We start from the raw sequence: 25,746 nt of genomic DNA, 5'->3' as shown, positions 1-25,746 counted from the left end.
ATCAATGGTAAAATTGTATGGTATACAATTTTAAGGAGTGGAGAAAATGCCTATTAATTCTTATGACAATTACCCGTTAACTTGGCGACCAGACAAACAAAAATTGAAGCGTCCTTATTATCGATCGTTGATTCAACAATTAGAACAAGATATTTTAAAGAATAAATTACAGAAAAACACTCAGTTACCCTCCCAAAGAGAGCTAGCTGATTATTTAGATTTAAATTTTACTACCGTTGGCAAGGCTTATAAATATGGAATTGAGAAAGGTTTGCTGTATACGAATATTGGAAGTGGCACATTTATTTCTCCCAATGTCTTTGAGTCCATCACCATCTCTACCAATGAAGTAACCGAACATATCATTGATTTTGGTCTGGTTAGTTCTTTTGAAGAATGTAATAAATTCGTTGTCCCGTTTATTCAATCAACTAGTAATAACCCAAATCTTGTTGGTTTGCTTAATTACCAAGATCCCAAAGGCACAAATTTTCAATTGACTACTGCAGCAAATTGGTTAAAAACTCAAGGAGTCATTCCGTCCTTAGAATCTCTATCTATTGTTTCCGGTGTTCAAAATGGATTGGCTATCACACTTTCTGCACTTTTCTCTCCAGGTGATAGAATAGCAACAGACCGATATACATACGCTAATTTCATTGAATTGGCTCAGTTATATCATTTAGAGATCGTTCCAATTGATTTTGACGAGCAAGGAATGCGACCTGATATATTGATTCAGGAATGTAGAAAAAAGAAGATTCATGGTGTCTTTCTTATGCCTTCTTGTAATAATCCTATAGGGTTTCAAATCTCTCACAAAAGACGAGAGCAATTAGCCGAAGTGATTGAAAAAGAAGGTCTATGGGTTATTGAAGATGATATCCATTCATTTTTAACAACTTACTATCAACATACGATCATTCCTCCTTTCCAAAATTTATTACCTAACCAAACAATCTACTTAGCTGGAATGACAAAATTTATTTGTTCTGGATTGCGAGTTGCTTATCTTGTAGTTCCAGTACATGTCCAAAGCAAGATAGAACAAGCAATTTTTAATATAAATGTGAAAACTTCTGGATTAGATGTGGAAGTCATCACTCAAATCCTCCATTCAAATGAAGCAAATAGGATCTTAGAAACTAAATTAAGTCTTACAAAAAGAGCCAATCAGCTTTTTGATTCTCTTTTCAAAGTAGAAAAACCAACGAATCGTGTCCCTTACTATCGAATTCTTCCAGTTGATCCTGAGATTGACCCTAAGATAATTGAGAATGACTTTCTTGCTAACGGTATCCGACTTTATCATTCCAGACGCTTTACTACACGTGCTGGAATGGCAACAGTTTTTTTGACAAATTTTATAAGGTGCAGAACTTCTTTCCGTATGCTATTCCGATTGTCCTTGACAATGAGCCTCCTCGGATGTGACGATCTTCGGCAGGAGCTAACAGTTAAAGTTAGACTGCCTCGCTAGCGTTAGCACATCCGAGCTCATTATCAAGGATTCGCTGCGCCAATCTCTGGTTACGGTAACCAACCGGTGTCTCGTAGCCAAGTGTACCGTGCAACCGAAGGTGGTTCCACCAATTGACATAGTCAAATAACTCCAAATCCAATTGTTGTAAGGTTTCAAATGTGTATTGATAGACAAATTCTACTTTCAACGACTTATAAGTTGATTCAGCTACGGCATTATCAAAAGGACAGCCTTTATGACTCAATGATCGATTGATGTCAAAAGTTGTTAATAATTCATCAATAGCTTGGTTATCAAACTCTTTTCCACGATCAGTATGAAAAATCTCAACCTCTGTCAGAGGTTGTTTGATACGGCTAAATGCTTTTTTTACTAGAACGGCATCTTTATGTTCTCCACAAGAATAGCCGAGAATTTCTCGATTGAACAGATCCAAAATGAAACAGACATAATTCCATTTTTTCCCGACTCGTACATAAGTCAAGTCTGTTACGATCGCTTCTAATGGGTTGTCTCTTAAGAATTTACGATTCAATACGTTTGTCGTTTTGGCTTCATTGCAAGTAGAATGATGTACTTTAAAATAAGCAACAGTATAGCTCGATTTTAATCCTCTATTTTTCATGATTCTACTAATTTTTCGTCGGCTGATCTGAATGCCTCGTTTTGATAAGGCTTTTTTTATTTTTCTTGAGCCGTAGGCCTTTCGGCTGCGGATAAATTCTTCAGCGACTACTTCTTCAAGTTCTGATTCGTCTTTCTTTGGTTTTGATTGATAATAATAGGACTGACGTGATAGACCTAATATTCTGCACATCGCTGATATAGGGTAAAGATGCTTATTCGCATCGATTACTTGTCTCTTCGTCCGAATATCAGCGCTGCTTGCTTTAAAATATCATTTTCCATTTCTAATTGCTGGTTTCTTTTACGTAGTTCTAACAATTCTTTTTGTTCAGGCGTAAGATTATCTTTTTCTTTGAATGAACCACTCGTTTTAGATTGCTTTACCCATTTGTCAAATGCTGAAGCCGTTAGTTCATATTCTCGAATGATTTCTACACGTGGCTTTCCAGCTAAGTAAAGATTGACGATTTGTTGCTTGAATTCTTGTGAAAAAGTTCTTCGTGTTCTCTTAGACATAAAAATTCCTTCTGGTATGTTTTCTTCTAGTCTACACACCTTAATTTTTCTGTCTAGTTAATTGTAGCCTATCCATGCGCAACCAGATGCATTCGTTCGAATTTCCCTATCCTCTAATAACCTTGAAATTTTAGCTTCTGGACTAAGTATCGTAAAAGAAAAAATAAAAAAATATGAATTATAACCTATTGATAAATAAAGGAATCAAATCTTATTGATTCCTTTCAATAAAAAAGAGGCACTACCCGAGGTTCAACAACGGGTAGTGCCTCAAAAAATAAACGAACATTTTGCACTTAAAGTATCCAAGAAGCAAGAAAAATTATTTTATTTTCTTATTTTACTAAATCACTAGGTTTCTGTCAGAAGATGAAATTATCCAATCATGACACTTTCTTCTGGATATTTGTATTTTGATTGTGTTCTTTGTGCTTTTGTCATCAGAGAGAAGACCACAGTCAATACACCAACTCGTCCAATGTACATAAGCGCTATAATGATCAATTTCCCTATTGCAGTCAAGTCTGGCGTCAATCCCATCGTAAGACCTACTGTACCAAACGCAGAGAAGACCTCAAAAGCAATATATTCGATGCCAGAAGTTTTAGGTATCGTTTCAGTCACCGATAAAATCATGATGGCGACTACACACAACGTCAACGTAACAAAAAATAAAGTAAGTGCCCGCAACACTGCGCCTTGTCGGATGGTACGGCCAAATGCTTCCGCTCTCGTACGTCCTTTCAACATCGAACGCATCTGGATCAGCAACACACCTAACGTAGTTGTTTTCAATCCGCCGGCCGTCGACCCAGATGTTCCGCCGATGTACATCAAAAACATCGTTAAAATCAGACCTGCATGGCTCATATGGAGGTAATCAACTGAATAATATCCAGCCGTTCTAGGTGTCACACTCATAAAAAAGGTGTTTGCCAATCGTTGAAACATATTCCCTTCCACTAGCGTTGCCCCATTGCGCTCTGTGAAAAAGAACACAACGAATCCGCCTAATAAAAGGGTACCTGTAACGGTTAATGCGATTTTTGAATGAATCGTCATCTTCTTTTTCTGATGATATTCCAGTAAATCACGCCATACGATGAAGCCTAACCCACCAGAAATGATCAAAGCAGATACCACCATGATCAAATAAACATTTTGCTGGTGATTGGCTAAACTGTCTCCTAACAAATCAAACCCTGCATTACAAAAACTAGAGATTGCATGGAACAAACTGTACCAGATACCTTTCAACCAGCCAAATTCAGGCACAAATACAAAAGATAAAGCAACCGTACCAATCAATTGGATCACAAAGGCCAATTTTAGGATGTAAAGCATGAGCTTCATCACACCTGATACTTCTTCTAGATTCAGCGCTTCTTTTAATATAATACGTGTGCTGAGACTGACTTTCTTCTTTATCAATGCAAAGCATAGAATCGGAACCATCATAAAACCAAGACCGCCGATCTCAATCAAAAGCATGATCAAAAATTGACCAGCACTGTTCCAATGCTCTGCTGTATTCAATGTTGTCAATCCCGTTACACAGACAGCAGAAGTTGCAGTGAAAAGCGCATCGATAAAATTTGTCCCATGCCCACTATTACTAAAAAATGGTAGGGTAAGTAGGCCGCCGCCAACTAAAATCAGGAGAAAAAATCCTAATGCGAGAAGCTGAACAGCCGGCAAACGTTTCTTTATTTGTTTGCTTTGTTTAATCATCGTTTTCCTCTTTTAAAAAAAGATACCACTTAGTCAGTGGTACCCATATTTTTTACTTTGATCAACCTTGTTACTTCTGCGCGCTCGTTTTCTTCCAGCTTCATACGAATATAATAGATCGTTTCTTCTAATTGAGGGATCGTCATATATTCTAATGCATTGACTCGCCGACGTGTCTTTTCGATTTCACTCGCCATCAGTTGACAAGTTTTTTCGATTTCTGTCAGTTCCAAAAGTTTTGGAAGCAGGGTAGTAAACCGATCGATTGACCGATCCAGTTCGGCACTGGAATTCAAATACCCGTATTCCAAAGGTGTGTCTGTCAGCTGTTCATCATATTCAAAATTCATCACAGGTACTTTTACACTCATGATATTTTTGTCTACGATAGACAAATCAACGTTTTCCGCCGGCAAAACAAATAATTCTTCGATGAAAGGTTCCGTGATCGAAGCATTTGCCAATACAAAATCAGACATTGCTTCTGTCATAGACTCTTCCATTTCTTGACGCAGCTGGTTGTTCTTTCGAATCAACAGGATGAATTGACGCATCAGTTCATCTTGCTTATCTTTTAATAATTTATGCCCTCTTGTGGCAGTTGTCAACTGTTTTTTCAATCGAGTCAATTCCATGCGGGTCGGATTCACATTCAATCGTGCCATCAGAACTCACTTCCCTTCTGGCAGATATTTGTCCAGCATGTCGTCTTTGATTCGTTTTAATTCGGTTCTTGGCAACATCGATAGCAGTTCCCACCCTAGATCAAGTGTTTCAGTAATCGAACGGTTCGTGTAGAATCCTTGATTGACATATTCTTTTTCAAACCGCTCAGCAAACTTCGCATAGATCTTGTCTACATCAGATAAAGCAGATTCACCTAAAACTACGGCTAATTCTTTTGCCTGTTTTCCTTGTGCATAGGCTGCAAAAAGCTGATTCATCGTAGCTGCATGGTCTTCTCTTGTCTTTCCGGGTCCAGTTCCCTTATCTTTTAACCGCGAAAGAGACGGGAGTACATCAATTGGTGGCTGAATCCCACTCTTGTAAAGCTCTCTAGTCAAGATGATCTGTCCTTCTGTAATATAACCAGTCAAGTCAGGGATTGGATGAGTTTTATCGTCTTCTGGCATTGTTAGAATCGGAATTTGAGTAACCGATCCTTTTAGTCCGCGGATTCTTCCTGCTCGTTCGAATAAAGTAGCTAAGTTCGTGTAAAGATACCCAGGATATCCTCTTCTTCCTGGAACTTCTCGCCGTGCTGCAGAAATCTCTCGCAATGCCTCTGCATAGTTGGTCATGTCTGTCATGATAACCAAAACATGCATTCCCTTTTCATAAGCAAGATATTCTGCAGCAGTCAAAGCCATACGAGGAGTAGCGATACGTTCGATTGCAGGGTCGTTTGCTAAATTCATAAACATGACAGAACGGTCGATTGCGCCCGTTTGACGAAAATCTTCCATGAAAAATTCAGCTTCTTCAAAAGTGATTCCAATAGCAGCAAAGACTACGGCGAAATCATCTGATGAATCGAGTACCGTTGCTTGTCGCGCGATCTGAGCAGCTAATTCTTTATGAGGAAGACCAGAGCCAGAAAATACTGGTAATTTTTGCCCACGAACTAATGTATTCAAATGATCGATTGCAGAGATACCTGTTTGGATAAACTCATCTGGATAATCCCGAGCTACTGGATTGATTACTTCTCCGTTAATATCCAAATGCTTTTCAGGCAGGATCTCTGGTCCGTTATCTTTCGGTCGTCCCAAACCATCGAATACTCGACCGATCATGTCTTCCGATACACCTAGTTCTAAAGGATGGCCTAAAAATCGTACAGAAGAGTCACGTAAATTGATACCACTTGTTCCTTCGAATATTTGGACCATTGCTTTATCTTCTTGGACTTCCAATACTTGTCCACGACGAATCTCGCCATTTTGCATACGGACTTCGATTAATTCTTCATATTTGACACCAGCAACTTTTTCAACCGCCATCAATGGACCGACGACTTCACCGATCGTACGATATTCTTTAATCATTGCTCATGCCTCCTTCTGAAACGATCGTTTGCATCGTTTGCTTGATTTCACCAATAATTTGATCTAGTTTTTCTAATTCTGTTTCCGGGATATATTTGCTTCGTCCGATCCTTTCACGAATCGATACGGTACCGTCCATGATCTCACTTAAATAAGCACCTAACGACAACGCACGGCGTCCTTCTTCACCAAAGGTCAAGATCATCTTCAACATTTTGAATTGTTTCTCTCTTGAAGTGAATGTATCGACATCATCAAAAGCATTTTGCTGCAAATAATCTTCACGAATGGATTTTGCCACTTCTAATGTCAGACGGTCATTATCTGAAAGGGAATCAATCCCTACCAAACGCACGATTTCATTCAGCTGCTGTTCTTCCTGCAAAATACGCATGCCCTCGGTGACCATGGATGCCCAGTCAGCTTGAAGGATATGATCCATATACTTCCCTACTTCTGTTGAATAAAGAGAATAGCTTTGTATCCAATCGATCGAAGGAAAATGTCTTTTTTGGGCTAAACTGGAATCAAGACCCCAGAATACTTTTACGACCCGCAATGTATTTTGTGTGACTGGTTCCGAAATATCCCCTCCAGACGGGGATACAGCACTGATTGCGGTTATACTTCCTTCGCGACCTTCTGATCCTAATGCAATGACTCTTCCAGATCGTTCATAGTATTCCGCAAGCCGTGAACCAAGATAAGCTGGATAACCTTCATCACCAGGCATTTCTTCCAAACGTCCGCTCATCTCACGAAGTGCTTCTGCCCATCGTGAAGTGGAGTCTGCCATGATAGCAACGTCATAACCCATGTCACGGAAATATTCCGCAATTGTGATTCCCGTATAGATAGAAGCTTCTCGAGCTGCTACTGGCATGTTTGATGTATTAGCAATCAATACCGTACGTTCCATCAACGATTCTCCTGTATTAGGGTCAATCAATTCAGGGAATTCATTTAAAACATCCGTCATCTCATTTCCACGCTCGCCACATCCCACATAGACAACCATGTCCACATCGGCCCATTTTGCAATTTGATGCTGAACGACTGTTTTCCCTGCACCAAAAGGACCAGGTACAGCTGCTGCTCCTCCTTTTGTCACTGGGAAGAATGTATCAATCACTCGCTGTCCAGTGATCATGGGTGCATCCGGGTTTAATTTTTCTTTGATTGGCCGACTACGTCTTACTGGCCATTTTTGAAGCATCGTCAAATTTTTGTCACCATTTTCGGTTTCAATGACACATACTGTTTCATCAATAGTGAATGAACCTTTTTCGATTGTTTTGATCGTTCCTTTTATCCCATTTGGCACCATGATTTTATGTTTTATAACTTTTGTTTCTTCTACGATCCCGATAACATCTCCAGCACTCACCGTTTCTCCGGCTTCTACTGTTGGTTCGAACCACCATTTTTTCTCATGGTCCAATGCGGGCAATTGAACTCCGCGCCCTAAGAAATTACTTTGTGTGATTTCCATAAAGGTATCTAATGGCCGTTGGATTCCGTCAAACATTTGTGAAATGATCCCTGGTCCTAATTCAACAGATAAAGCTTCACCAGTAGAGCGAACCGGTTCGCCTGGACCAATTCCAGAAGTCTCTTCATATACTTGAATAGACGCCACATCGCCACGCATCTCGATAATTTCTCCGATAACTCCTAGATCTCCCACTAGACACATGTCTTGGATACTGGCATCAGACATGTTCTCAGCCATTACAAGAGGTCCGGAGACTTTTATGATTTTTCCAATTTGCAAAATTTCTATCTCCTTTTCATACTATAAGATATTTTGACCTACTGCTTTTTCTACGTTTTTTTGAATTTCTTCCAGCCCTATCCCTAATGATCCTTGATGATTGGGAATCAATACGATAGCAGGTATCATTTGTTCCTTGTAACGTTCGATCGTTTCTGGGCTCAATGCTGCACATTGCTCTGTGACATAAATCACGCCATACTCATTCTTTGCCATTTCTTCAATTGCCTGACGAACGGTTTGCTTGGTTGTACCATAACGAACATCAAAGCCAAACAATTTGAATGGCAAAACAGAATCTTTGTCGCCAACTACACCGATCTTATGCGTCATAGACTTGTCTCACCCGCTTTCTGATTGTTTCTGATTCGAAATGGCTTCTTTTGCCGATAACCAGTAAACGAAGGTTTTTGCTTTCTACCTCTTTTGCGTTCAAAAAGGCTAGTAGTGGCAGTGGTCCGAAAGCCTGGGTTTGTGCTTCTTGATACAATGAACTTAGATAATCATCTTTCAACTGTTCAAGCTTTACGAGATCAATATTTCCCTCACGGATGACAGGGCGCAGAAAATCAGCATAATCTGTCTCTAATAGAAAATTCGTGTAATCTTCCATATCTTTATCTACAAAGTTCAAAAATACTTCTTTTTCGATACTTCCCGAGCTGGAAAGTACCGTCGTCATGAACCCATATGTTCTTTTCTGCAATATTCCTCGAGCCATCGTTGTGATATTGGTCAAGTCAATAAAAGCAATGACTTCTGTCAGCAATTCTTGATATCCTAGCTTATCGGCAAGCCGTCGCTGCTCTGTCAAAAACTGTCGATCATAAATCACGTCAATTCCCTGAAGAATGGTAGACTCTTCAAAATAATCACGTACTTCTCGTATACTGTCCATAATGCTTTCAGGAAGTTCATTTGAAACTTGCGTATGAATGGCATCCTTCAAGGTTTCTAATGAATAAAATCCATCGTCGATATACAAATGGTCCAGATTTTGATTTGTCATCTCAGCTTTTGTCAAAACCTTCAGATTATGGAAAGTATAACGCATCGTATAGATCCAAACGATTTCAGGCTCCGGTGCTGATTCCTTTAACCAGCGAAATAGACGGCTCTGCTCCTTTAAAAGATTCTGTTCGAAGTCATATTCATATCCGTCATAAATATATGGACTGTAAATCGTGGATTTCAATATTTCACCAAGTGCTTCGACAGAATTTGTTTGAATCATCCGTTCAAATGTCTCATTGGACAAAAGTTCAAGCTCTCTTCCGCGAATCAAGGGATTTAGTTCGTGGTATTCCATACACTGATCCCTCCTTATTCGAATAATTGATTGGCAATCTCAAAACTCATCGTTCCTTGGATATCTTGTACAAGGCTGCTGAAAAGAAAATTATACTGAACTCCTTGATCGTTTATCAGAAAACCCGCTTGATCAGCAACAGTTTCATCACTTAAAACCATCATAAAGGGAAGTTCATTGTTCCATTCATCCAACAACGTCTGAGAAAGATAGGCTGCTGATTTTTCTCCAGCAATGAATGCTACTTTTTCTGTCAAAGGTAATGAATACAATGCATTTTTGATAAACTGGATTTGTTCAGATTCATCCCAATTTTCCATTTCAGTTACCGCATCTGCAAACAATCGTCTTAAAAATTCCTGCTTCGCATTCAAATTTTCTTGTCGTACTTCTACTTGCTGGCGATTCCTTAGCTGACGGTATTTTTTTTCGAGTAATTCGATTTGTTTTTCTTTTTGTTTTTGATGTTCTGTTTCAACTTGCGTACGTTTTTGTTCAAAGTTTTGATCGATCTTCATTCGCTCTTCTTGTTCTAACGCCGCTCTTTCCTGCTCTGCTGCTTCGTTCATCTGAGAGATGATTTTTTCAATGGCGTTCATCTGCTTTTCCTCCTTTATGCTTAGGCATTCAACACTAATAGGAAGGAAATAACGAAACCTAAAATCGCGTATGTTTCAACCATCGCAGCAAAAATGATTCCTTTTGTAGCATGTTCAGGTTTTTTCGCTAAAATTTGAATACCTGCCGCTGCGACTTTTCCTTGGGCAATACCTGAAAACAAGCCTGTAAAAGCAATCGGCAGAGAAGCACCTAGAAAGTTCAGTCCTTGTACAACTGACATGTCATTTCCTAAGTTGATAAAAATCAAAAAGGCAATAACGAATCCATACAAACCTTGCGTGCCTGGAAGCAATTGCAGAATCAGAGCCTGCCCGAATTTTTCGGGTTGACTTGTTGTCAATGCTGCTGCTGCCTCACCTGTCATTCCAACACCTTTAGCTGAACCGATCCCTGAAAAAATCGTCGCTGTTGCCATCGCTAATACCGCAAATACCATTCCACCATTTTGACTAATTAAGTAATCCATCATTATATAAAAATCCTCCAATTATTTATTGTTTTTTTTCTTGTGATTGATGTTGACGTATTTTTCCGCCGTTTTCAGCGGATCAAAGGCACGTCCGCCTCCTGTATAAAACTTCCCAAAAAATTCGACATACTGCAATCGTGCGCCATGGACATAGGCACTTAGCAGTGTCAAAAACATATTCAGTGCGTGTAAAGCGATGATCAAAAGGATCCCTACACTGAATCGAGCAGCTGGCGGCATGAAAGCAACTAGCATATTGAATGCCGCTCCAATACTTCCGCCTGAAATACCCAATGCCATCAAACGTGTATAACTGACTAAATCACCGATATAGCCGGTCAGTCCGTAAAGATTATACGCACCTTTGGCAGCACCTTTGACTTTAGACGGCGTTTGGATAATCGGAACGATCAAGATACATAAGGCAGCAATGATCGATAGCCCAGCGCCAAGGTAAACAAATGCTGTATTTTTTATCAACATGGCACCAACCAACGCAATAACGATCCCAATTAGGATCCCTTGCCAGGCAAATCCATCACTGACAGCACTCAAGTAATCTTTTCTCCTGATATTTTCCTTTGCTGCCACAAATAATCCAACCAAAATCTGTATCAGACCGAAAATCACGGATAAAATCAAAATCGTATTGACGTCATCCGTCGTAGATAGGATTGGGAAAGGCAAGCGGATGCCAAACAGTTCTTTTGGTAATGACTGTCCGAAAAATGAACTGTAGATCAATCCCCAGATGATCGATGGTATCGAGAGAATCTCAAAGAATTTTACGAAACGTTTCATCCCGCGTGGTAGAACAAGTAGTTTTTGAGCTAGTATTGTCCCAATGAGCATCAGCAAACCATAACCAACATCTGCGACCATCATCCCGAAGAAGACAAGATAAAATGGTGTCATCCAAGGTGTTGGATCTACTTCTTCATATTTTGGCAGACTGTACATTTCAGTCAGCAATTCAAAAGGTTCGACAAGCGGATGGTTTTTCAATTTAGTAGGGACTTCCTGCTGAATCTCTTCTGAGTTTGGTGTTTCGAAACTGACGTATATATCTTCTTCTGATACGGTTTCGTTTAACACATGCAGCAAATTCTGTTTTTCTTCTGCATCTACCCAACCTTGCAAAACGATCAGATAAGTCGCATGGATAAACCGTTCTTTTATTTTTTCTCGTTCTGCAACGGCAAGTGTGACTTCTTCTACCCATTCAAATTCTTGGATATAGCCACTGCACTGACCTAACGCTGTCGTTATCTTCTTTTGCTGCTCGTGAACAATGGATAATTGCTGCTTGGTCTCTTGCAGTTTTTCTTTAGGATTTTGTTCATAAGGATACGTTTCTTTATTGAACCCGTATTTCCCAGCAATTTCTTCTATAACAGCAACTGATTTTTTTAAAGCAACATACGAAAGATAAACTTGTTTTGGCGTATAATCTATTTCTTCCATATAAACGTCATCAAGCTTACTCAGTTCTTCCTTGAAACTTTCAAAATTTGCTGCACTCACAGTCCCCATCTCAAAAATGGTCGTCTTACTTGCATACATACTTGGAGCAATATCCAGCTGTTGCCAATGAAGAAGCCATTCTTCCTCTTCTTCTAAACGATCACGTTCTTCAGTTAGTTGTTCCCACTTTTCTTTTAAATCAAGGACTTCTTTCAATTTATTTATGAAATTTTCTTCGGAATAATTGGCTTCCAAATCTTGTAAGGAAAGTTCTTGACGTTTCAAATGGAGTTTCTTTTGACGGCTATCGCCGTGGTGTTGTATGAATTGGATAGCTTCTTGGATGTCTTTCAACCGATTACCTAGAGCGCTTAATTTTGCTTCTTTATCAATAATCGTGGTATCTGGAAAATACTTCTCCACCCACTGGTTGTTTGTTCTATTTTGATACAGATCCCGGATTTCAACGTTTTGGATTCCTTGTACTGCTTGTAAAATCCTCTCCTGATTTCTTTTATCTGAAATGAGGGTCACTTTTTCCATCTTAGTGACGGCCATAAGTTTCTTTCACCCTTTCAATGATCGCACCGATCGCTTGACTCTGATGCTTTTGATATTGATCTTTCAAAGTTGCTTGCACCTTGTCTGCTTCTGCTTTCAATTTCATTTTTTCTTTTTCTAATTCTTGTATTTCAAATTGTTCTTTTTCTTCCACCAACTGTTTTAGTTGTTGTCGATAGTTTGTTTGGATCGTTTCCAATTCCTGCTCTTTTTCTGTTGCATAGATCTTCAGCTGCTGCCGCAGTGTTTGAGCACGCTTTTCATTTTCTTCTTCTGCTTTTCGGATTTGTTCCAAAGCTTCTAACACTTGCTTCACTTCCTTTCGATTTAAAAAAGAGGTACATGCTTTCTTTTTTCATTGAAAGTATGTACCTCTAAAGATAACTTAGTATAGGCAGGCCCCTTCAATAAAATGTCCTTCTCACCCCTTGAAGAACTAGATCCTTGAAGCTTACGCCCAACCTTTTTATTTCTGCTTACTTTTTATTATAACAAATTAAGCAATATTTTCAACTATCGTCATGAATTTCACACGAAATTTCTCTTTACAGATAGTAACACAGCAAGAACAGATAAGTATAGGGGCAAGTCTTACATAGTTTAATTTTTTTTAAATCCTTGTTACAATAAGTCTACTTTAGGGGGAATACAAATGAAACCAATCATCGGCATTGCCGGAAATCAACTGATTCGAGCAACAGATACTTTCCAAGGAAATCAAGTGAGCTATACACCGCAAGGATTCGTGGATGCAGTTTTAGATGCTCAAGGATTGCCTCTTATTCTGCCAGTCATGTCTCCAGATTCAGCTCCTCAACTGATTGGACAAATCGACAAACTTATTCTTGCAGGTGGTCAAGATGTCAGTCCACAACTTTACATGGAAGATCCTCATCCAAAGCTAACGGAAACAAATATTCAACGAGACCAATTTGAACAGGCACTGATCTTGGAAGCATTGAAACAAAGAAAACCAATTTTTGCAGTCTGCCGGGGACTCCAACTATTGAATGTCGTTTTGGAAGGTACACTTTATCAAGATCTTTCATTATATCCAAAGTGGTCAGTAAAACATGAACAACAGCCCACTGCCCCGCAATTTACGACTCACGAAGTCAAGATTGTTTCAGACAGTTTGTTAAGCAACCTTCTCTCCGATCCATATTTTGTGAATTCTTACCATCATCAGGCAGTCAAAGATCTTTCACCTTTATTAAAAGCCATCGCTTTTTCTAACGATGGACTCGTTGAAGCGGTTCAAAGCAAAGATGATATGCATAAAATCCTCGGTGTTCAATGGCATCCGGAACTTACCCACCGTGTACATCCATCTGAACAGCGCTTATTCGATTTCTTTGTGAATGAATTTTAATAGACTTTCTGAGGGGGTTGTGAAAAAGCTGTTTAGTTTCGAGTATTAAGAAAAATTTTGTGAAAATGGCTTTTCACATTTTTGCATAAATTTGGCTTAATACCGAGAAACTGGCTTTTGAACACCGTTTATACCAAGAGGTCGTGAGCCTGCCGTTCAACTCTGAGTCACAAGGAGCAATTTCAAAAAACAGCTTTTCATGTTTGTTGAATAGTGTGACTTGTGACCGAGGAGTTGGCAGAAGAACACCGTTTATCCGGAAAAAGAGACTGCGACACGACTTTTGTCTCAGTCTCCAGTCTATGGAACAATGTTCACTGGAATTCTTCTCAATCGTCCTTTCGATAGTCCAACAGCCTTTTGAGCTGGGTAATCTGCTGCTGCAGTTCCATACCTTTTGTTGTATCACGATTGAGTTTGCGTGGTAGTTGCTGTTCGATTACTTTTTTCACATTTGTTTGGTCGGATTTTTTTGCAAATTGTTGTTCAATAGGCAAAAACGGATAATGTGTCACGATTTGGAAACCATAAGAATTGCATAATAGTGAATAACCGGCAATTCCTGTCGTTTTTTGATAAGCTTTGGATAAACCTCCGTCAATGACAAATACTTTTCCATTTGCTTTGATCGGTGACTCCCCTTTTTTTACTTTTACTGGCGTGTGCCCATTAATGATTGCTGACCCTTCTTCTTTTGTGTCGAATTCTGCTAAAATTTTTTCACTGAACCACTCTTCATCTCGCAAGTGATAATAAGGATTGCTTTTCTCGACGTGCGTATGAGGCTCTGTGAGAAAATAACGTTCAAAAGTCGCCATTTTACTCTTGCCGAATAAAGGCGAAAATGGCCCACTCCACGCATACCAAATCAAATCGGTTGCTAAATCTTCTTTTGCAGTCAGATCTTTTGCGCTTTCAGTTATCTGTTTTTCAAAAAAGCCCAGCAGTTCTTTTCCGCGATAAGATTGGTCTAATTCAAATGCTAAGAGCTGTCCCTTCTCGTCTACAGGTATACAGCCATGAAACAGCACATGCTGATTGTTCGTGAGATACATTCCCCCTTTTTCGATCAAAAACGTCATATGTTTTTGCATTCTCAAAGAGTGCTGGAATGAATACATCAAACTATCAATCACTTTTTGTTCCTCTTCCAAGAATTTTTTTGGATCATCTGGCTGGATCGTTTGAAAACAAGTTCCTTTCAACTCATAGAGCTGACCTTCTAAATCAATCGTTGATGCTTCATAGTCGATTTTTTCCAGCAATTTACGATCGTCCATTTTAAATTCAGGTCGACGATCCAATAACTGATGTTCTGATTTGAATTGAAGGATAGAAAGTGCCTGATGGATTTTTTCTAATTCTTCTTGCTCTCTTTCGGATAGATTTTTACTGTTTTTAGGCGCAAATACTGGATTCTTCTGATAAGTTTGATGAGCAAAAGAAAACAATGGACGTAAATTCAACCCATATTCTTTCTCTAATTCAAATAAATAATTATAGCGTGCTGCAATCCGTAAAAGTGTCAGTAAACATGCCTCAGAGCCGCAATACGCACCAATCCACAAAATATCATGATTTCCCCATTGGATATCTACAGAAGAAAAATCCATGATTCGATCCATCACTTTGGCTGCTTGAGTTCCTCGGTCAAAAATATCTCCAACGATATGCAAATGATCGATGACAGATTTTTGGATCGTCTGTGCAAGTTTCGTTAAAAATTTTTCTTCTTCCTTCATCAAAACAAGTTGTTCAATGATTTTTTTTACATAGTCTTTTTTTCCATTGATACGGTCATCGATATACAAGAGTTCCTCAATGATATAGCTATATTCTTTCGGCAATCCTTTTCGAACTTTTGACCGGGTATATTTGACTGTCGTAAACCGTAAAAGATCGATCAAATGATGGATCAGCTGCGATTTATCTTGTTCTTTGTACCAATCAGTCGTTAATGCATATTCTGGATAAGCCGTAAAAATAGTGAATTGGCTGATATCCGTTTCCGTCATTTGTTCAGAAAAAAGGTCTTTGATCTTTTCTTTAAGATTTCCTGAACCGATACGCAGAATATGATCAAAAGCAGGAAATTCGCCATGTATATCACTCAAAAATAACTCTGTTCCTTTTGGAAGCTGCAAAATTGCTTCGAGATTGATGATTTCCGTGATGACATCCTCCGTTGAGGGGAATTTTTCTGAAAGTAAATCTAAATAACGGTCCATTAAAACGCCTCCAAAAATTGGTATACTCAATATTATAAAGTTGTTATACACTATTTTCAATGAATATATATCCAATATAGTAAAATAAATAAAATAGGTCTATACAAAAAGAAGCTGGGAACAATAGATGTCCAGCTTCCTTCTGTATTTTAGGATTGTTTTATGCTTTTTTTCGTTCATTCCTCATAATTGAAATCGATTGTTTCAATGAACTCCATAATCCGCCTTCGCTATAAACGAGTACATTCGATTTGTACATGTTTGCAGACAAGATCATCAATAAGAATGTTACGGCTACAAGTACCAACAAGGAAATCAATGCTCCACCCATACCGACTGTCTCATTTGCTAAGCGAATCGGCATAATATATGAAGATAAGAATGGAATATACGAAGTGATCCGAATAACGATATTGTTTGGATCTGAAGCTCCTAGTATCAATCCAAGCATGTATCCGCCTAGAGATAGATAAGTCACTGGCAAAATTGCTTTTGCTGTATCTTCTGCTTTGTTGACCAAAGAGCCACATAAAGCTGCTAAAACAGAAAAAATCAAAATGCCAAAGATCATGAATAGAAGAGAATACCACAAGAATGGTCCAATCAAGTTATCCAATGAGATACCGTCTAATATATTTTTGACCATTTCCATATCTTTGAATTGACTGTATCCTATACCAAAAATAATACCGTATAATGCCATTTGCGTTAATGCAACAAGTAAAACACCTGTTAATTTTCCGTAAAAATGCTTTTGTGCAGTCGTACTGGACAGGATCACTTCCATGATCCGCGTGCCTTTTTCAGAAGCGATCTCTTGTGCAATGATCTGCGCATACGTCAAAATAATAATGAACAAGACAATCGTTGCTACATAACTTACGACGTATTGGACTGTCGAGTTATCTTCTCCGACTGTCATTTTTCCTTTTGAATCAAAATTGACTTTTTGTCGAGTCAAACTTGCTTGTTGGCTCAAGCTAGCTACTTCTTCTGGTGAAATGCCTAATTGACTCGCTCGAAGCATCGATTGCAAGCCAGTCAGTTGTTGTTGTATCAGTAGTTGTGTACTTTGTCCTAATGAATTTTCGCTATAAAGCATCCCATTTATCTTATCATTCTCAGTTGAGACTACTAAATACGCATCGATTTTTTCTTCCGAAAGCTCTTTTTGTGCTTTTTCTTCAGAATCAACTGCTTTGAACTCAAAATCATCTGTTTTGACTTGGCTCATTTGCTGACTGATTTGCTCATTATCAGCCAATACGCCGATTTTATTGACATCACTATTTTGTTGAGCAAAGTTTCCTGCTACATAAATGATACCCAGCATGATAAAAGGGACTAATATCATGATCAAGAAAGAAATCGACTTAACATTTTTTAAATAGACATCTTTGGTAATAATCCAAAACTTACGCATCGATTTCACCTGCTTTCAATTTGAAAATCTCTTCCAAAGTTGGCGGTTGCTGGTTAAACATAGGAATGTAGCCGAACTGAGTCGCACGAGTAAAGATTTCTTTCCCAGCTTCAGGATCTTCTAAGGTAATCTCTAACGTATTGTCTTCATGAAGGATCACTTTTTTCACGCCTTCGATTTCTTCTACTTCCTGTTGGCTTAAACCAGATTCCAAGAATAACTTCGTACGGCCAAATGATTCACGAATCTCATGTACTTTTCCATTCAAAACCATTTTTCCGTTTCGCAACATGATCAAATGATCGCAGATTTTTTCTACATTATCCATATTGTGGCTAGAAAAAATGACACATGAACCATGTTTTTTCAATTCCAATATTCCATCTTTTAGCAATTCAGCATTTACCGGATCTAACCCGCTGAATGGCTCATCCAAAATGATCAATTTAGGTTCATGGATTAACGTGGCGATCAGCTGGACTTTTTGCTGATTTCCTTTAGACAAAGATTTTACTTTATCCGTCTTTTTCCCTTTTACCTGAAATTTTTCCATCCAAAAGTCGATTTTTGGTTCAATCTCTTTTCTTGATTTCCCTCTAAGTTCTGCAAAATAAAGCAGTTGGTCTTGAATCGTTACTTTCGGATAAAGTCCCCGTTCCTCCGGAAGATAACCGATGACATCATAATCTTTCTCCCCAAGATGATGGCCATTCCATAACACTTCTCCTTGGTCTTGTGTCAAAAAATCCAAGATCAAACGAAAAGTCGTTGTCTTCCCAGCCCCGTTTTGGCCAATTAGCCCCATGATTTTTCCATCGGGGATTTGGAAAGAGACATGATCGACAGCTGTGTAGTTCCCAAAAGTTTTAACAAGATCCTTGACTTCTAACATTTCTTCACTCCTTCTTCAAGAAATCACATATATCCTTAGACACCAGACGTAAGCGATTTATTATTTACCAACAAAACGTAAACGCTCTTTTTGTTGTACATAAAATGATAGGACACTTTACTTTCTTTGTAAAGTGCCCTTTCCTCATTCCTGATGTAATTTATCAAATACGTTTTGTGCGACATTTTTCGGCAGTCCGATTTCTTGTAATTCTTCTGTCGTGGCTGCTGTGATATTTTTCAACGATTTGAACTCTTTAAGCAGCATTTTTTTTCGTTTTGGTCCTAACCCTTCAATTTCATCTAATCGGGAAGCAAAACTGTTTTTACTGCGTAGCTGCCGATGGAAAGTGATTGCGAATCGATGGACTTCATCTTGGATTCGCTGGAGTAAGAAAAACTCTGGTGAATTTCGCTCAAGCGGTACTACAGCCAAATCTGTACCGAATAGCAACTCATTTGTTTTATGTTTATCGTTTTTTGCCATGCCAGCAATAGGAATATCGATTCCTAATTGATTTTCTAAGACATCTTTTGCCACATCTACTTGTCCTTTTCCTCCATCGATCAAGATCAAATCAGGTAAAGGCAACCCTTCGCGAATCACTCGCGAATATCTGCGATAGATGACTTCTCTCATTGATGCATAATCATCCGGTCCGTTGACTGTTTTTATTTTATATTTCCGATATTCTTTTCTTGCCGGTTTTCCATCAATGAATACGACCATCGCAGCCACAGGATTCGTCCCCATGATATTAGAGTTATCAAAAGACTCGATACGTATTGGGGTCGGGATATTCATCGCGTTTCCTAAACGTTCAACTGCTCCGATCGTCCGTTCCTGTTTTCTGGCAATCAGATCAAACCGTTCATTCAAAGCAACTGAGGCATTCTTACTCGCCAATTCAACTAATTTTTTCTTTTCTCCTCGTTTTGGTTGCAGCACTTTCGTAGCTAACAAAGCTTCTACACTGGGCTTGTCGATCGTATCAGGAATCAAGACTTCTTTAGGAATGAAATGCTCATTTTCCTGATAAAACTGACCGAGGTAAGTCAAGAAATCTTCTTCTGCTTCGTTATAGAAAGGAAACATTGAAACATCTCGTTCAATTAGCTTTCCTTGTCTTACGAAAAACACTTGGACACACATCCATCCTTTATCAATCGCATAACCAAATACATCTCGATCCAGTAAATCAGTATTTGTCATTTTTTGGCGAGTCATGATTGTCTCAATGGCACGGATCTGGTCTCGGTATTCTGCAGCTTTTTCAAACTCCATGTTTTCAGCAGCTTTTTCCATTTTCTGATGGATCTCTGACTCGATTTTTTCGTGTCCTCCGTTTAAAAAGTTTTTCACTTCATCAACGATTTTCGTATAGACTTTCGGATCTACGTCGAAATAATAAGGACACAGGCATTGTCCCAAATGATAGTAAAGACAAGGCTCCTTCGTCTGACTAGGTTTGCATTTTCTCAGAGGAAATAATCGATCGAGGATCTTCTTTGTCTCATTCGCCGCACCGACATCGGGATATGGTCCAAAATACAGTGCTTTGTCTTTTAGTACCTTACGAGTAATCACCAAACGGGGATATTTTTCATTCGTTATCTTAAGGAAAGGATAGGTTTTATCATCCTTTAACATAATGTTGTATTTAGGATCATTTTTCTTTATCAGATTGATCTCTAAGAGCAATGCTTCGATATTCGATTCTGTAACGATGTATTCAAAGTCTTCGATTTCACTAACAAGCCGTTCCGTTTTCGTATTATGGCTACCAGTAAAATATGAGCGGACACGATTTTTTAATATTTTGGCTTTGCCGACATAAATGATCGTTCCATTTTTATCTTTCATCAAGTAACAGCCGGGCTGATCAGGAAGTAAAGCTAATTTGTTTTTGATTCGTTCGTTCATCTGGTACTCCCCTTCATATTCAATTAAAGTTATTATAGCATGTCTGTCAAAAAAACAATCCAGCCTGACAACGTAATTATACTCAAAAAATATTAATTTGAATAACCTTAACTCAACCGCAAAAAAACCGAGGACGGAACTGGATTCAGTCCCACCCTCAGCTTATTTTTGCTGTAAGTTTTTATAAATATTGATCGATCATTTGACGTAGTTGTTCTTTTGAATGAACACCAACAGCTTTTTCTACTACTTGACCATCTTTTTTCAACATTAATGTTGGAATGCTCATGATACCGAATTGTTGAGGAGTTTCTGGATTTTCATCCACATCCATTTTAGCAATTCTGAATTCTTCTTCATCATATTCTTGTTCCAACTGATCCAAAATCGGTGCTTGCATACGACATGGACCACACCAAGTTGCCCAAAAATCAATCAATACAAGTCCTTTATCTGTTTCTTCATTAAATGTCTTATCTGTAATTACTTGTGACATATCAAAGACCTCCATTTTTAAAATCTATGACTAGTATAGCATTTCTATACTTGGATAGCGAACCATCTGCTTACCTTTAGTAAGCTTTACTTAAATTTAACAATTGTCGCACCATTTCCGCCTTGGTTTGCCGGTGCAAACTCAAAGCTTTTGACGCTCCGATGGTTTTTAAGATAATCAGTAATTCCCTTGCGAAGTGCGCCTGTTCCTTTTCCGTGGACAATAGTCACTTGAGGATAACCAGCTAGAATGGCAGAATCCAAATATTGATCTACCTCACTTAGCGCTTCTTCGTATCGTTTTCCTCGAAGGTCCAATTGATTCGGCACGTGACTACTAGATTCAGATCGTACAGCATGGATAACTCGTTGTGTCGGCTCTTTTTGAGGAGCAACAGGCGTCAGCTCGTCTTCGGACACATTCATTTTTAATATACCGATTTCTACTTGCCACTGATTCCCGTTTTTACGTAAAAGCGTCCCTCTTTGGCCGTAAGTCGTAACCAACACTTCGTCTCCCGGTTTCAACGTTTTTTGTTCTTTCGCCTTCTTCAATACTTTATTTTTCTTCAAAGTTTCTTCTTGATGTAGATTTGCTAATTGGGTCTTTGCATCGATCAACTGATGCTCTTTCACATTTCCTTGCCCAATCTGCTGTTGCATTTTACGAATATCAGCAATGATTTTTTCTGCTTTTTCTTCCGCCTCTGACACGACTTCATTTGCTTTTTTCTTTGCTTTTTCCATTTCTTTTTCACGTTCTTCAAAGAAATAGCTGTAAGCTTCTTTCAAATCATCGTGAAGTTCTTGTGCCTCAGAAACAAAATGACGCATTTCCAGATATTCGGTCTCTGCCATTTTCCGGCGATTCTCTAAATCTGTGATCATTTCGTTTAAATCTTGGCTCTCATCATTCATCAACTGCTTCGCTTCATCAATAACTTCTGTATCAAGACCTAATCGGCTAGAGATTTCAAACGCATTGCTTCGTCCAGGAACGCCAATCAGCAAACGATACGTTGGACTTAATGTATCCACATCAAACTCCATGCTGGCATTAATCGTATTTGCCCGATTATATCCATAAACTTTCAATTCAGGATAATGCGTTGTTGCCATCACATAAGCAGACTTTTTACCAAGATCATCTAAGATTGCGATTGCTAGAGCAGCACCTTCTTGCGGATCTGTTCCTGCACCGAGCTCGTCAAATAATACCAGACTTTTTTCATTGACTTTTGATAAAATATCTACAGTGTTCGTCATATGAGAAGAAAAGGTCGATAGACTTTGCTCAATCGACTGTTCGTCTCCTATATCCGCAAATACTTCCTCAAAAATACCGATTTGACTTTCTTCACCTGCAGGAATCGGTAATCCTGCTTGCCCCATCAGTTGTAACAGACCTAAAGTCTTCAACGTGATCGTTTTCCCACCTGTGTTAGGTCCTGTAATGACGATGGCTTGATAGTCTTTTCCGATTGTGATGTCATTAGAAACTACTTTTTCCTGATCGATCAGTGGATGTCTTGCTTGTTTCAAGACGACATGATTGTCTTCACTGATTCCCGGCACGATGGCTTTTACTTCTTTACCAAATCGTGCTTTTGCATTCATCAGATCCATTTTACCAATCACATAAGCATTGTGGATGATTTCTTGACGATGGGGAACAAGTTCAGCAGAAAGTTCACTTAAAATACGTTGAATCTCATTTCGTTCAGCGATTTGGTATTGACGCAAACGATTATTCAAATCCACCACTTGTTTTGGTTCAATAAATAAAGTCTGACCTGAAGCACTTTGATCGTGGACTACACCGCCAAATACACCGCGGTATTCTTGTTTGACTGGGATAACGTAGCGGTCATTTCGCATGGTGATGATCGCATCACTTAAATACTTTGCATTTTTCCCACGGACGATCCCATCTAACTGTTCACGAACAGCTTGTTCACTTCGCCGAATGTTCTGTCTTATGCTCTTTAACTCAGGAGAAGCGTCATCAGTCACGCGTCCGTCTTCATCGATTGCTTCCTTTAAACGGCGGCTCAAAACAGGGATCGTGACTAACTGATCTGCCCACATATACAAACGTGCAAATTCGATTTCACTGTCAGAAAGATCATCAATGAAACGATTCAATTCGCTTGTCGTAGACAATACTCTGGAAACTTGTGCAAGCTCCACTCCATTCAAGTCTGCTCCGATCTCAATCCGTTTCATATGGGGACGGATATTTTCAATTTTAGGTATAGGGATCCCGCCTCGCAGACGTTGCACTTTCAATCCATCCTCAGTTTCTTGAAGCCAGTTTGTGATCGTTTGTTTCTCACTCACTGGTACCAATTCTGCCAGTTCTTCTTTTCCTTGTGCAGTCACTACAAATTGTCTGACCATCTGTTTGACTTTTTCAAATTCCAATGTTTCAAGGATTCGGTTATTCATTTTATCACCTTATCTTTCACTATGAAAAAAGAGCTGTGCCGGACATACGCTACGCAGCCTTCTTAAATAAACTACTCTGTACAAAAAACGAAATATTTTCCAGCACTATTTTCCTTAATTCAAAATATTCGTTACCCAAAGCTCATACATCTTGTTGGTAAGAAATGGCGTTCTCTCAACGATAAAACGAGCGAAACTATGCTCGCCGAATTGATTTTGGACCACATCTAATGGAACAAAGGCAAGTAACTGCAAAATCAAAAATATAGTAACGTAAGCCATGATTAGTGACAGGATGCCTCCTGCAATCCAGTCTACCTGTCTCAAGATCGGCACATACGTCAATCCATGGACAAAAACCCCCACAAATCGGGTAAGCAGCCAGCCAATTAGCAAAATAATCAGAAAAGCAGTTCCTGCATAAAAAGCTTCATCTAGGTGAAAGGCAAATACCTGATCAAAAAATGCTAACTTTGATGTTGGGGTGACAGCTGGGTATGGAATGTATAATTCCAAATGACTTGCTAATGGTTTGTAAAAATGCTGGGCAGCAATAAATGACAATACATATCCAATCGCGAATATGATTTGCAAAGCAAACCCGCGACGTGCTCCAGAAAAAAACGCAATTAGCAATAAAAATAAAATCAGCAAACTCAGCATGCTACGTTCCTTTCTCTTCTAACTTTTTTAAATTTTTCTTATTTTGATAAAAGGATCTTAATTAGAAGATTTTTGTTTAATTTGTCCTTTTCGTTTCTCGTTTAAAATCTGTTGTGCTTCCACATGATTTTTAATGGTATGATCTGCTTGACCATTTTCTTTCAATACTTCCCGAGCTTCGTTCTCGATTGCTTCAATGCGTTTCACACGATTTTCAAGCTCTGTAAATTTGATCATTTTTTTCTTTAATTCTGCTGTTTCTTCTTCCAGCTCCAATATTCTTTCTTGTTTCTTCAATTGATCCGAAAGCGCATTGACAGCCATCAAGATTGCTGCTTGTTCATTATCCATTTGTGGTGATAATTGTTTCAATTCTGCTAACTGTTCATTGATCAGCTTCGTTACGATATCCATATGATGCTTGGTTTCCCGTCCGATAATAGTATATGTTTGGTTGGCAATCACCGCTTTGTAGCGTGTTTTTTCGTGCGCCATACGAATCATTTCCTCCTATTTGATGAAAGTTTTATTTAGTGTACCATGAAGTTGGTTCTTTCACCGTTCTCCACAAATATTTTTCACATACTTAACTATTATATGATAAACTTTAAAAAAATGCTATGTCTCGCAATCTCTTAGAAAACGAAAAGTCGTGAGTTGCGGTATAGTTTTATGTATAAAAACGAGGAGAATTTTATGAGCAACGTCATTATCAAAGCAACAAACGACCAACTTAGTCAAATGAAAGCATACTATCGCTCTTATTTGTTAAATAAACAGATTCCTTATACTAGCTTTGCTGCAAAAAAAGACGGGACGACCATTACCGCTTATACATCCGGAAAAGTGATGTTTCAAGGTACGAATGCAGCAATAGAAGCTGATAAATGGGGGGAGGCACAGGATAAACAAGCCAAGCCAGCAAAAACAGCCTCTTCTTTGCCAAAAAATATCAGTCAATTATCCGTTTTAGGTAGTGATGAGGTCGGAAATGGCAGCTATTTCGGTCCGCTAACAGTATGTGCTGCTTATGTGAAACGTGATCAGCTTGCAGAATTACGTAAACTTGGTGTTAGAGATTCAAAAGAGTTAAAAGATAGCCAAATCATCCAGCTTGCTGACATCTTAAAAAAAACCATCCCCTATAAACTGCTTGTCTTATCTCCAGAAAAATACAATGAGATCCAACCAAAATACAATGCCGTTCGGATGAAAGTCGCTTTGCACAATCAAGCGATCCATTTGCTGCTAAAAAAAATCGAGCCAGAAAAACCAGAAGCGATTTTGATCGATCAGTTTACGCCGGAAGCAAATTTTAAAAAATATGCGCGTTTAGAAAAAAATCAATTACAAGAAAAACTGTACTTCGTTACTAAAGGAGAACAATATCATTTAGCTGTTGCTGCTGCTTCTATCATCAGTCGTGCCAGCTTTTTGGAAGAGTTAGACAAAGCATCAGCTGAAGCTGGAATCACCCTTCCGTCAGGAGCTGGAACGAAATCTGACCAAGTAGCGGCAAAACTATTGGAGAAAGGCGGCATGCCTATGCTTGAAAAATATGCCAAACTTCATTTTGCCAATACAGAAAAAGCTTTGAAGCTACTAAAAAAATAATGGAACTGTGACAAAAGTCATGTCACAGTCCCTTGTTCCGAATAAACGGTGTTCAATCATCTGATCCTCGGTATTAGCTCAACAA

Annotated in this window: 22 protein-coding genes and 1 other annotated feature; of the genes, 3 read left to right on the top strand and 19 right to left on the bottom strand. The window is 38.8% G+C overall.

Features of this window, described 5'->3' with window-relative positions:
• The first annotated feature begins 46 nt into the window (after positions 1-46).
• Entirely contained in the window at positions 47-1,480 is a 1,434-nt protein-coding gene (locus tag IGJ87_RS03365; protein WP_318220400.1) for a PLP-dependent aminotransferase family protein, read from the top strand.
• Here the strand turns inward: IGJ87_RS03365 and IGJ87_RS03360 are convergent.
• From IGJ87_RS03360 to IGJ87_RS03310, 11 genes are all read right to left on the bottom strand, one after another.
• Positions 1,464-2,626 (bottom strand): IS3 family transposase gene (locus IGJ87_RS03360; protein ID WP_086956687.1). Its coding sequence is split into 2 segments (ribosomal slippage): positions 1,464-2,350 and positions 2,350-2,626, totalling 1,164 coding nucleotides; the frame shifts between segments, so codons are not numbered across the junction. The genes IGJ87_RS03365 and IGJ87_RS03360 overlap by 17 nt on opposite strands.
• A gap of 375 nt (positions 2,627-3,001) precedes the next feature.
• Entirely contained in the window at positions 3,002-4,357 is a 1,356-nt protein-coding gene (locus IGJ87_RS03355; RefSeq protein ID WP_002295106.1) for a TrkH family potassium uptake protein, read from the bottom strand.
• Between the two features lie 29 nt (positions 4,358-4,386).
• Positions 4,387-5,022, bottom strand: a complete 636-nt coding sequence (locus IGJ87_RS03350) for a V-type ATP synthase subunit D (RefSeq protein WP_002295103.1) — start codon at positions 5,020-5,022, stop codon at positions 4,387-4,389.
• Between the two features lie 6 nt (positions 5,023-5,028).
• On the bottom strand, positions 5,029-6,405 hold the full coding sequence (locus tag IGJ87_RS03345) for a V-type ATP synthase subunit B (RefSeq protein WP_002292842.1): 1,377 nt from the start codon (positions 6,403-6,405) through the stop codon (positions 5,029-5,031).
• Positions 6,398-8,179, bottom strand: coding sequence for a V-type ATP synthase subunit A (locus IGJ87_RS03340; RefSeq protein ID WP_002295101.1), 1,782 nt, complete (start codon positions 8,177-8,179; stop codon positions 6,398-6,400). Before IGJ87_RS03340 ends, IGJ87_RS03345 begins: the two co-directional genes overlap by 8 nt.
• A 21-nt stretch (positions 8,180-8,200) precedes the next feature.
• Entirely contained in the window at positions 8,201-8,512 is a 312-nt protein-coding gene (locus IGJ87_RS03335; RefSeq protein WP_002292844.1) for a V-type ATP synthase subunit F, read from the bottom strand.
• Entirely contained in the window at positions 8,502-9,488 is a 987-nt protein-coding gene (locus IGJ87_RS03330; protein ID WP_002295099.1) for a V-type ATPase subunit, read from the bottom strand. Before IGJ87_RS03330 ends, IGJ87_RS03335 begins: the two co-directional genes overlap by 11 nt.
• A 14-nt stretch (positions 9,489-9,502) precedes the next feature.
• A complete protein-coding gene (locus IGJ87_RS03325; RefSeq protein ID WP_430609850.1) occupies positions 9,503-10,087 on the bottom strand; it encodes an ATPase V in 585 nt (194 codons plus the stop codon).
• Positions 10,088-10,107: 20 nt separating this feature from the next.
• Entirely contained in the window at positions 10,108-10,578 is a 471-nt protein-coding gene (locus IGJ87_RS03320; RefSeq protein WP_002292848.1) for a V-type ATP synthase subunit K, read from the bottom strand.
• Positions 10,579-10,596: 18 nt separating this feature from the next.
• Positions 10,597-12,600, bottom strand: coding sequence for a V-type ATP synthase subunit I (locus IGJ87_RS03315; RefSeq protein ID WP_002295096.1), 2,004 nt, complete (start codon positions 12,598-12,600; stop codon positions 10,597-10,599).
• A complete protein-coding gene (locus tag IGJ87_RS03310) occupies positions 12,587-12,919 on the bottom strand; it encodes a hypothetical protein (RefSeq protein ID WP_002349065.1) in 333 nt (110 codons plus the stop codon). Before IGJ87_RS03310 ends, IGJ87_RS03315 begins: the two co-directional genes overlap by 14 nt.
• Positions 12,920-13,018: 99 nt before the next feature.
• Positions 13,019-13,066, bottom strand: a sequence feature (sodium ion sensor (DUF1646 type); this cis-regulatory element may regulate processes involved in with the transportation of sodium ions).
• Positions 13,067-13,255: 189 nt separating this feature from the next.
• Here IGJ87_RS03310 and IGJ87_RS03305 point away from each other — a divergent pair.
• Positions 13,256-13,975, top strand: a complete 720-nt coding sequence (locus tag IGJ87_RS03305; protein WP_002325846.1) for a gamma-glutamyl-gamma-aminobutyrate hydrolase family protein — start codon at positions 13,256-13,258, stop codon at positions 13,973-13,975.
• 329 nt (positions 13,976-14,304) lie between these two features.
• On the opposite strand, the gene IGJ87_RS03300 is transcribed toward IGJ87_RS03305, so the two are convergent.
• From IGJ87_RS03300 to zapA, 8 genes are all read right to left on the bottom strand, one after another.
• Positions 14,305-16,203 carry a fructose-bisphosphatase class III gene (locus IGJ87_RS03300; RefSeq protein WP_002295093.1) on the bottom strand — a complete coding sequence of 633 codons (1,899 nt, stop codon included), beginning with the start codon at positions 16,201-16,203 and terminating at the stop codon, positions 14,305-14,307.
• Positions 16,204-16,363: 160 nt separating this feature from the next.
• Positions 16,364-17,626 (bottom strand): ABC transporter permease, encoded by a 1,263-nt coding sequence (locus tag IGJ87_RS03295; RefSeq protein ID WP_002295092.1) that lies wholly within the window; start codon positions 17,624-17,626, stop codon positions 16,364-16,366.
• Positions 17,619-18,518 carry an ABC transporter ATP-binding protein gene (locus IGJ87_RS03290; protein ID WP_002295091.1) on the bottom strand — a complete coding sequence of 300 codons (900 nt, stop codon included), beginning with the start codon at positions 18,516-18,518 and terminating at the stop codon, positions 17,619-17,621. Before IGJ87_RS03290 ends, IGJ87_RS03295 begins: the two co-directional genes overlap by 8 nt.
• Before the next feature lie 144 nt (positions 18,519-18,662).
• On the bottom strand, positions 18,663-20,441 hold the full coding sequence (gene uvrC, locus IGJ87_RS03285) for an excinuclease ABC subunit UvrC (protein ID WP_002295090.1): 1,779 nt from the start codon (positions 20,439-20,441) through the stop codon (positions 18,663-18,665).
• 181 nt (positions 20,442-20,622) lie between these two features.
• Complete coding sequence (trxA, locus tag IGJ87_RS03280) at positions 20,623-20,937, bottom strand: thioredoxin (protein ID WP_002290803.1); 315 nt, start codon at positions 20,935-20,937, stop codon at positions 20,623-20,625.
• Between the two features lie 86 nt (positions 20,938-21,023).
• Complete coding sequence (locus IGJ87_RS03275) at positions 21,024-23,384, bottom strand: endonuclease MutS2 (protein ID WP_002295089.1); 2,361 nt, start codon at positions 23,382-23,384, stop codon at positions 21,024-21,026.
• Between the two features lie 114 nt (positions 23,385-23,498).
• Complete coding sequence (locus IGJ87_RS03270) at positions 23,499-24,047, bottom strand: CvpA family protein (RefSeq protein WP_002295088.1); 549 nt, start codon at positions 24,045-24,047, stop codon at positions 23,499-23,501.
• Between the two features lie 57 nt (positions 24,048-24,104).
• The gene (gene zapA, locus IGJ87_RS03265; RefSeq protein ID WP_002295087.1) at positions 24,105-24,542 is read right to left on the bottom strand and encodes a cell division protein ZapA; all 438 of its coding nucleotides are present in this window, start codon (positions 24,540-24,542) and stop codon (positions 24,105-24,107) included.
• 201 nt (positions 24,543-24,743) lie between these two features.
• Between zapA and rnhC the strand changes: the two genes are divergently transcribed.
• The gene (rnhC, locus tag IGJ87_RS03260) at positions 24,744-25,661 is read left to right on the top strand and encodes a ribonuclease HIII (RefSeq protein ID WP_002295085.1); all 918 of its coding nucleotides are present in this window, start codon (positions 24,744-24,746) and stop codon (positions 25,659-25,661) included.
• Positions 25,662-25,746: the final 85 nt, after the last annotated feature.

The organism is Enterococcus sp. DIV1411a, from assembly GCF_050531945.1.
Classification (GTDB): domain Bacteria; phylum Bacillota; class Bacilli; order Lactobacillales; family Enterococcaceae; genus Enterococcus_B; species Enterococcus_B faecium.
The sequence above is the reverse complement of the archived record's forward strand: the minus strand, read 5'-3'. Positions and strand labels throughout refer to the sequence as shown.

Coding starts and splice junctions, on each gene's coding strand:
- IGJ87_RS03335 (WP_002292844.1), bottom strand. CDS start 8,512: ATGACGCATAAGATCGGTGTAGTTGGCGACAAAGATTCTGTTTTGCCA.
- rnhC (WP_002295085.1), top strand. CDS start 24,744: ATGAGCAACGTCATTATCAAAGCAACAAACGACCAACTTAGTCAAATG.
- IGJ87_RS03355 (WP_002295106.1), bottom strand. CDS start 4,357: ATGATTAAACAAAGCAAACAAATAAAGAAACGTTTGCCGGCTGTTCAG.
- IGJ87_RS03295 (WP_002295092.1), bottom strand. CDS start 17,626: ATGCGTAAGTTTTGGATTATTACCAAAGATGTCTATTTAAAAAATGTT.
- IGJ87_RS03270 (WP_002295088.1), bottom strand. CDS start 24,047: ATGCTGAGTTTGCTGATTTTATTTTTATTGCTAATTGCGTTTTTTTCT.
- IGJ87_RS03350 (WP_002295103.1), bottom strand. CDS start 5,022: ATGGCACGATTGAATGTGAATCCGACCCGCATGGAATTGACTCGATTG.
- IGJ87_RS03305 (WP_002325846.1), top strand. CDS start 13,256: ATGAAACCAATCATCGGCATTGCCGGAAATCAACTGATTCGAGCAACA.
- IGJ87_RS03275 (WP_002295089.1), bottom strand. CDS start 23,384: ATGAATAACCGAATCCTTGAAACATTGGAATTTGAAAAAGTCAAACAG.
- zapA (WP_002295087.1), bottom strand. CDS start 24,542: ATGGCGCACGAAAAAACACGCTACAAAGCGGTGATTGCCAACCAAACA.
- trxA (WP_002290803.1), bottom strand. CDS start 20,937: ATGTCACAAGTAATTACAGATAAGACATTTAATGAAGAAACAGATAAA.
- IGJ87_RS03315 (WP_002295096.1), bottom strand. CDS start 12,600: ATGGCCGTCACTAAGATGGAAAAAGTGACCCTCATTTCAGATAAAAGA.
- IGJ87_RS03345 (WP_002292842.1), bottom strand. CDS start 6,405: ATGATTAAAGAATATCGTACGATCGGTGAAGTCGTCGGTCCATTGATG.
- IGJ87_RS03365 (WP_318220400.1), top strand. CDS start 47: ATGCCTATTAATTCTTATGACAATTACCCGTTAACTTGGCGACCAGAC.
- uvrC (WP_002295090.1), bottom strand. CDS start 20,441: ATGAACGAACGAATCAAAAACAAATTAGCTTTACTTCCTGATCAGCCC.
- IGJ87_RS03320 (WP_002292848.1), bottom strand. CDS start 10,578: ATGATGGATTACTTAATTAGTCAAAATGGTGGAATGGTATTTGCGGTA.
- IGJ87_RS03325 (WP_430609850.1), bottom strand. CDS start 10,087: ATGAACGCCATTGAAAAAATCATCTCTCAGATGAACGAAGCAGCAGAG.
- IGJ87_RS03330 (WP_002295099.1), bottom strand. CDS start 9,488: ATGGAATACCACGAACTAAATCCCTTGATTCGCGGAAGAGAGCTTGAA.
- IGJ87_RS03290 (WP_002295091.1), bottom strand. CDS start 18,518: ATGTTAGAAGTCAAGGATCTTGTTAAAACTTTTGGGAACTACACAGCT.
- IGJ87_RS03300 (WP_002295093.1), bottom strand. CDS start 16,203: ATGGACCGTTATTTAGATTTACTTTCAGAAAAATTCCCCTCAACGGAG.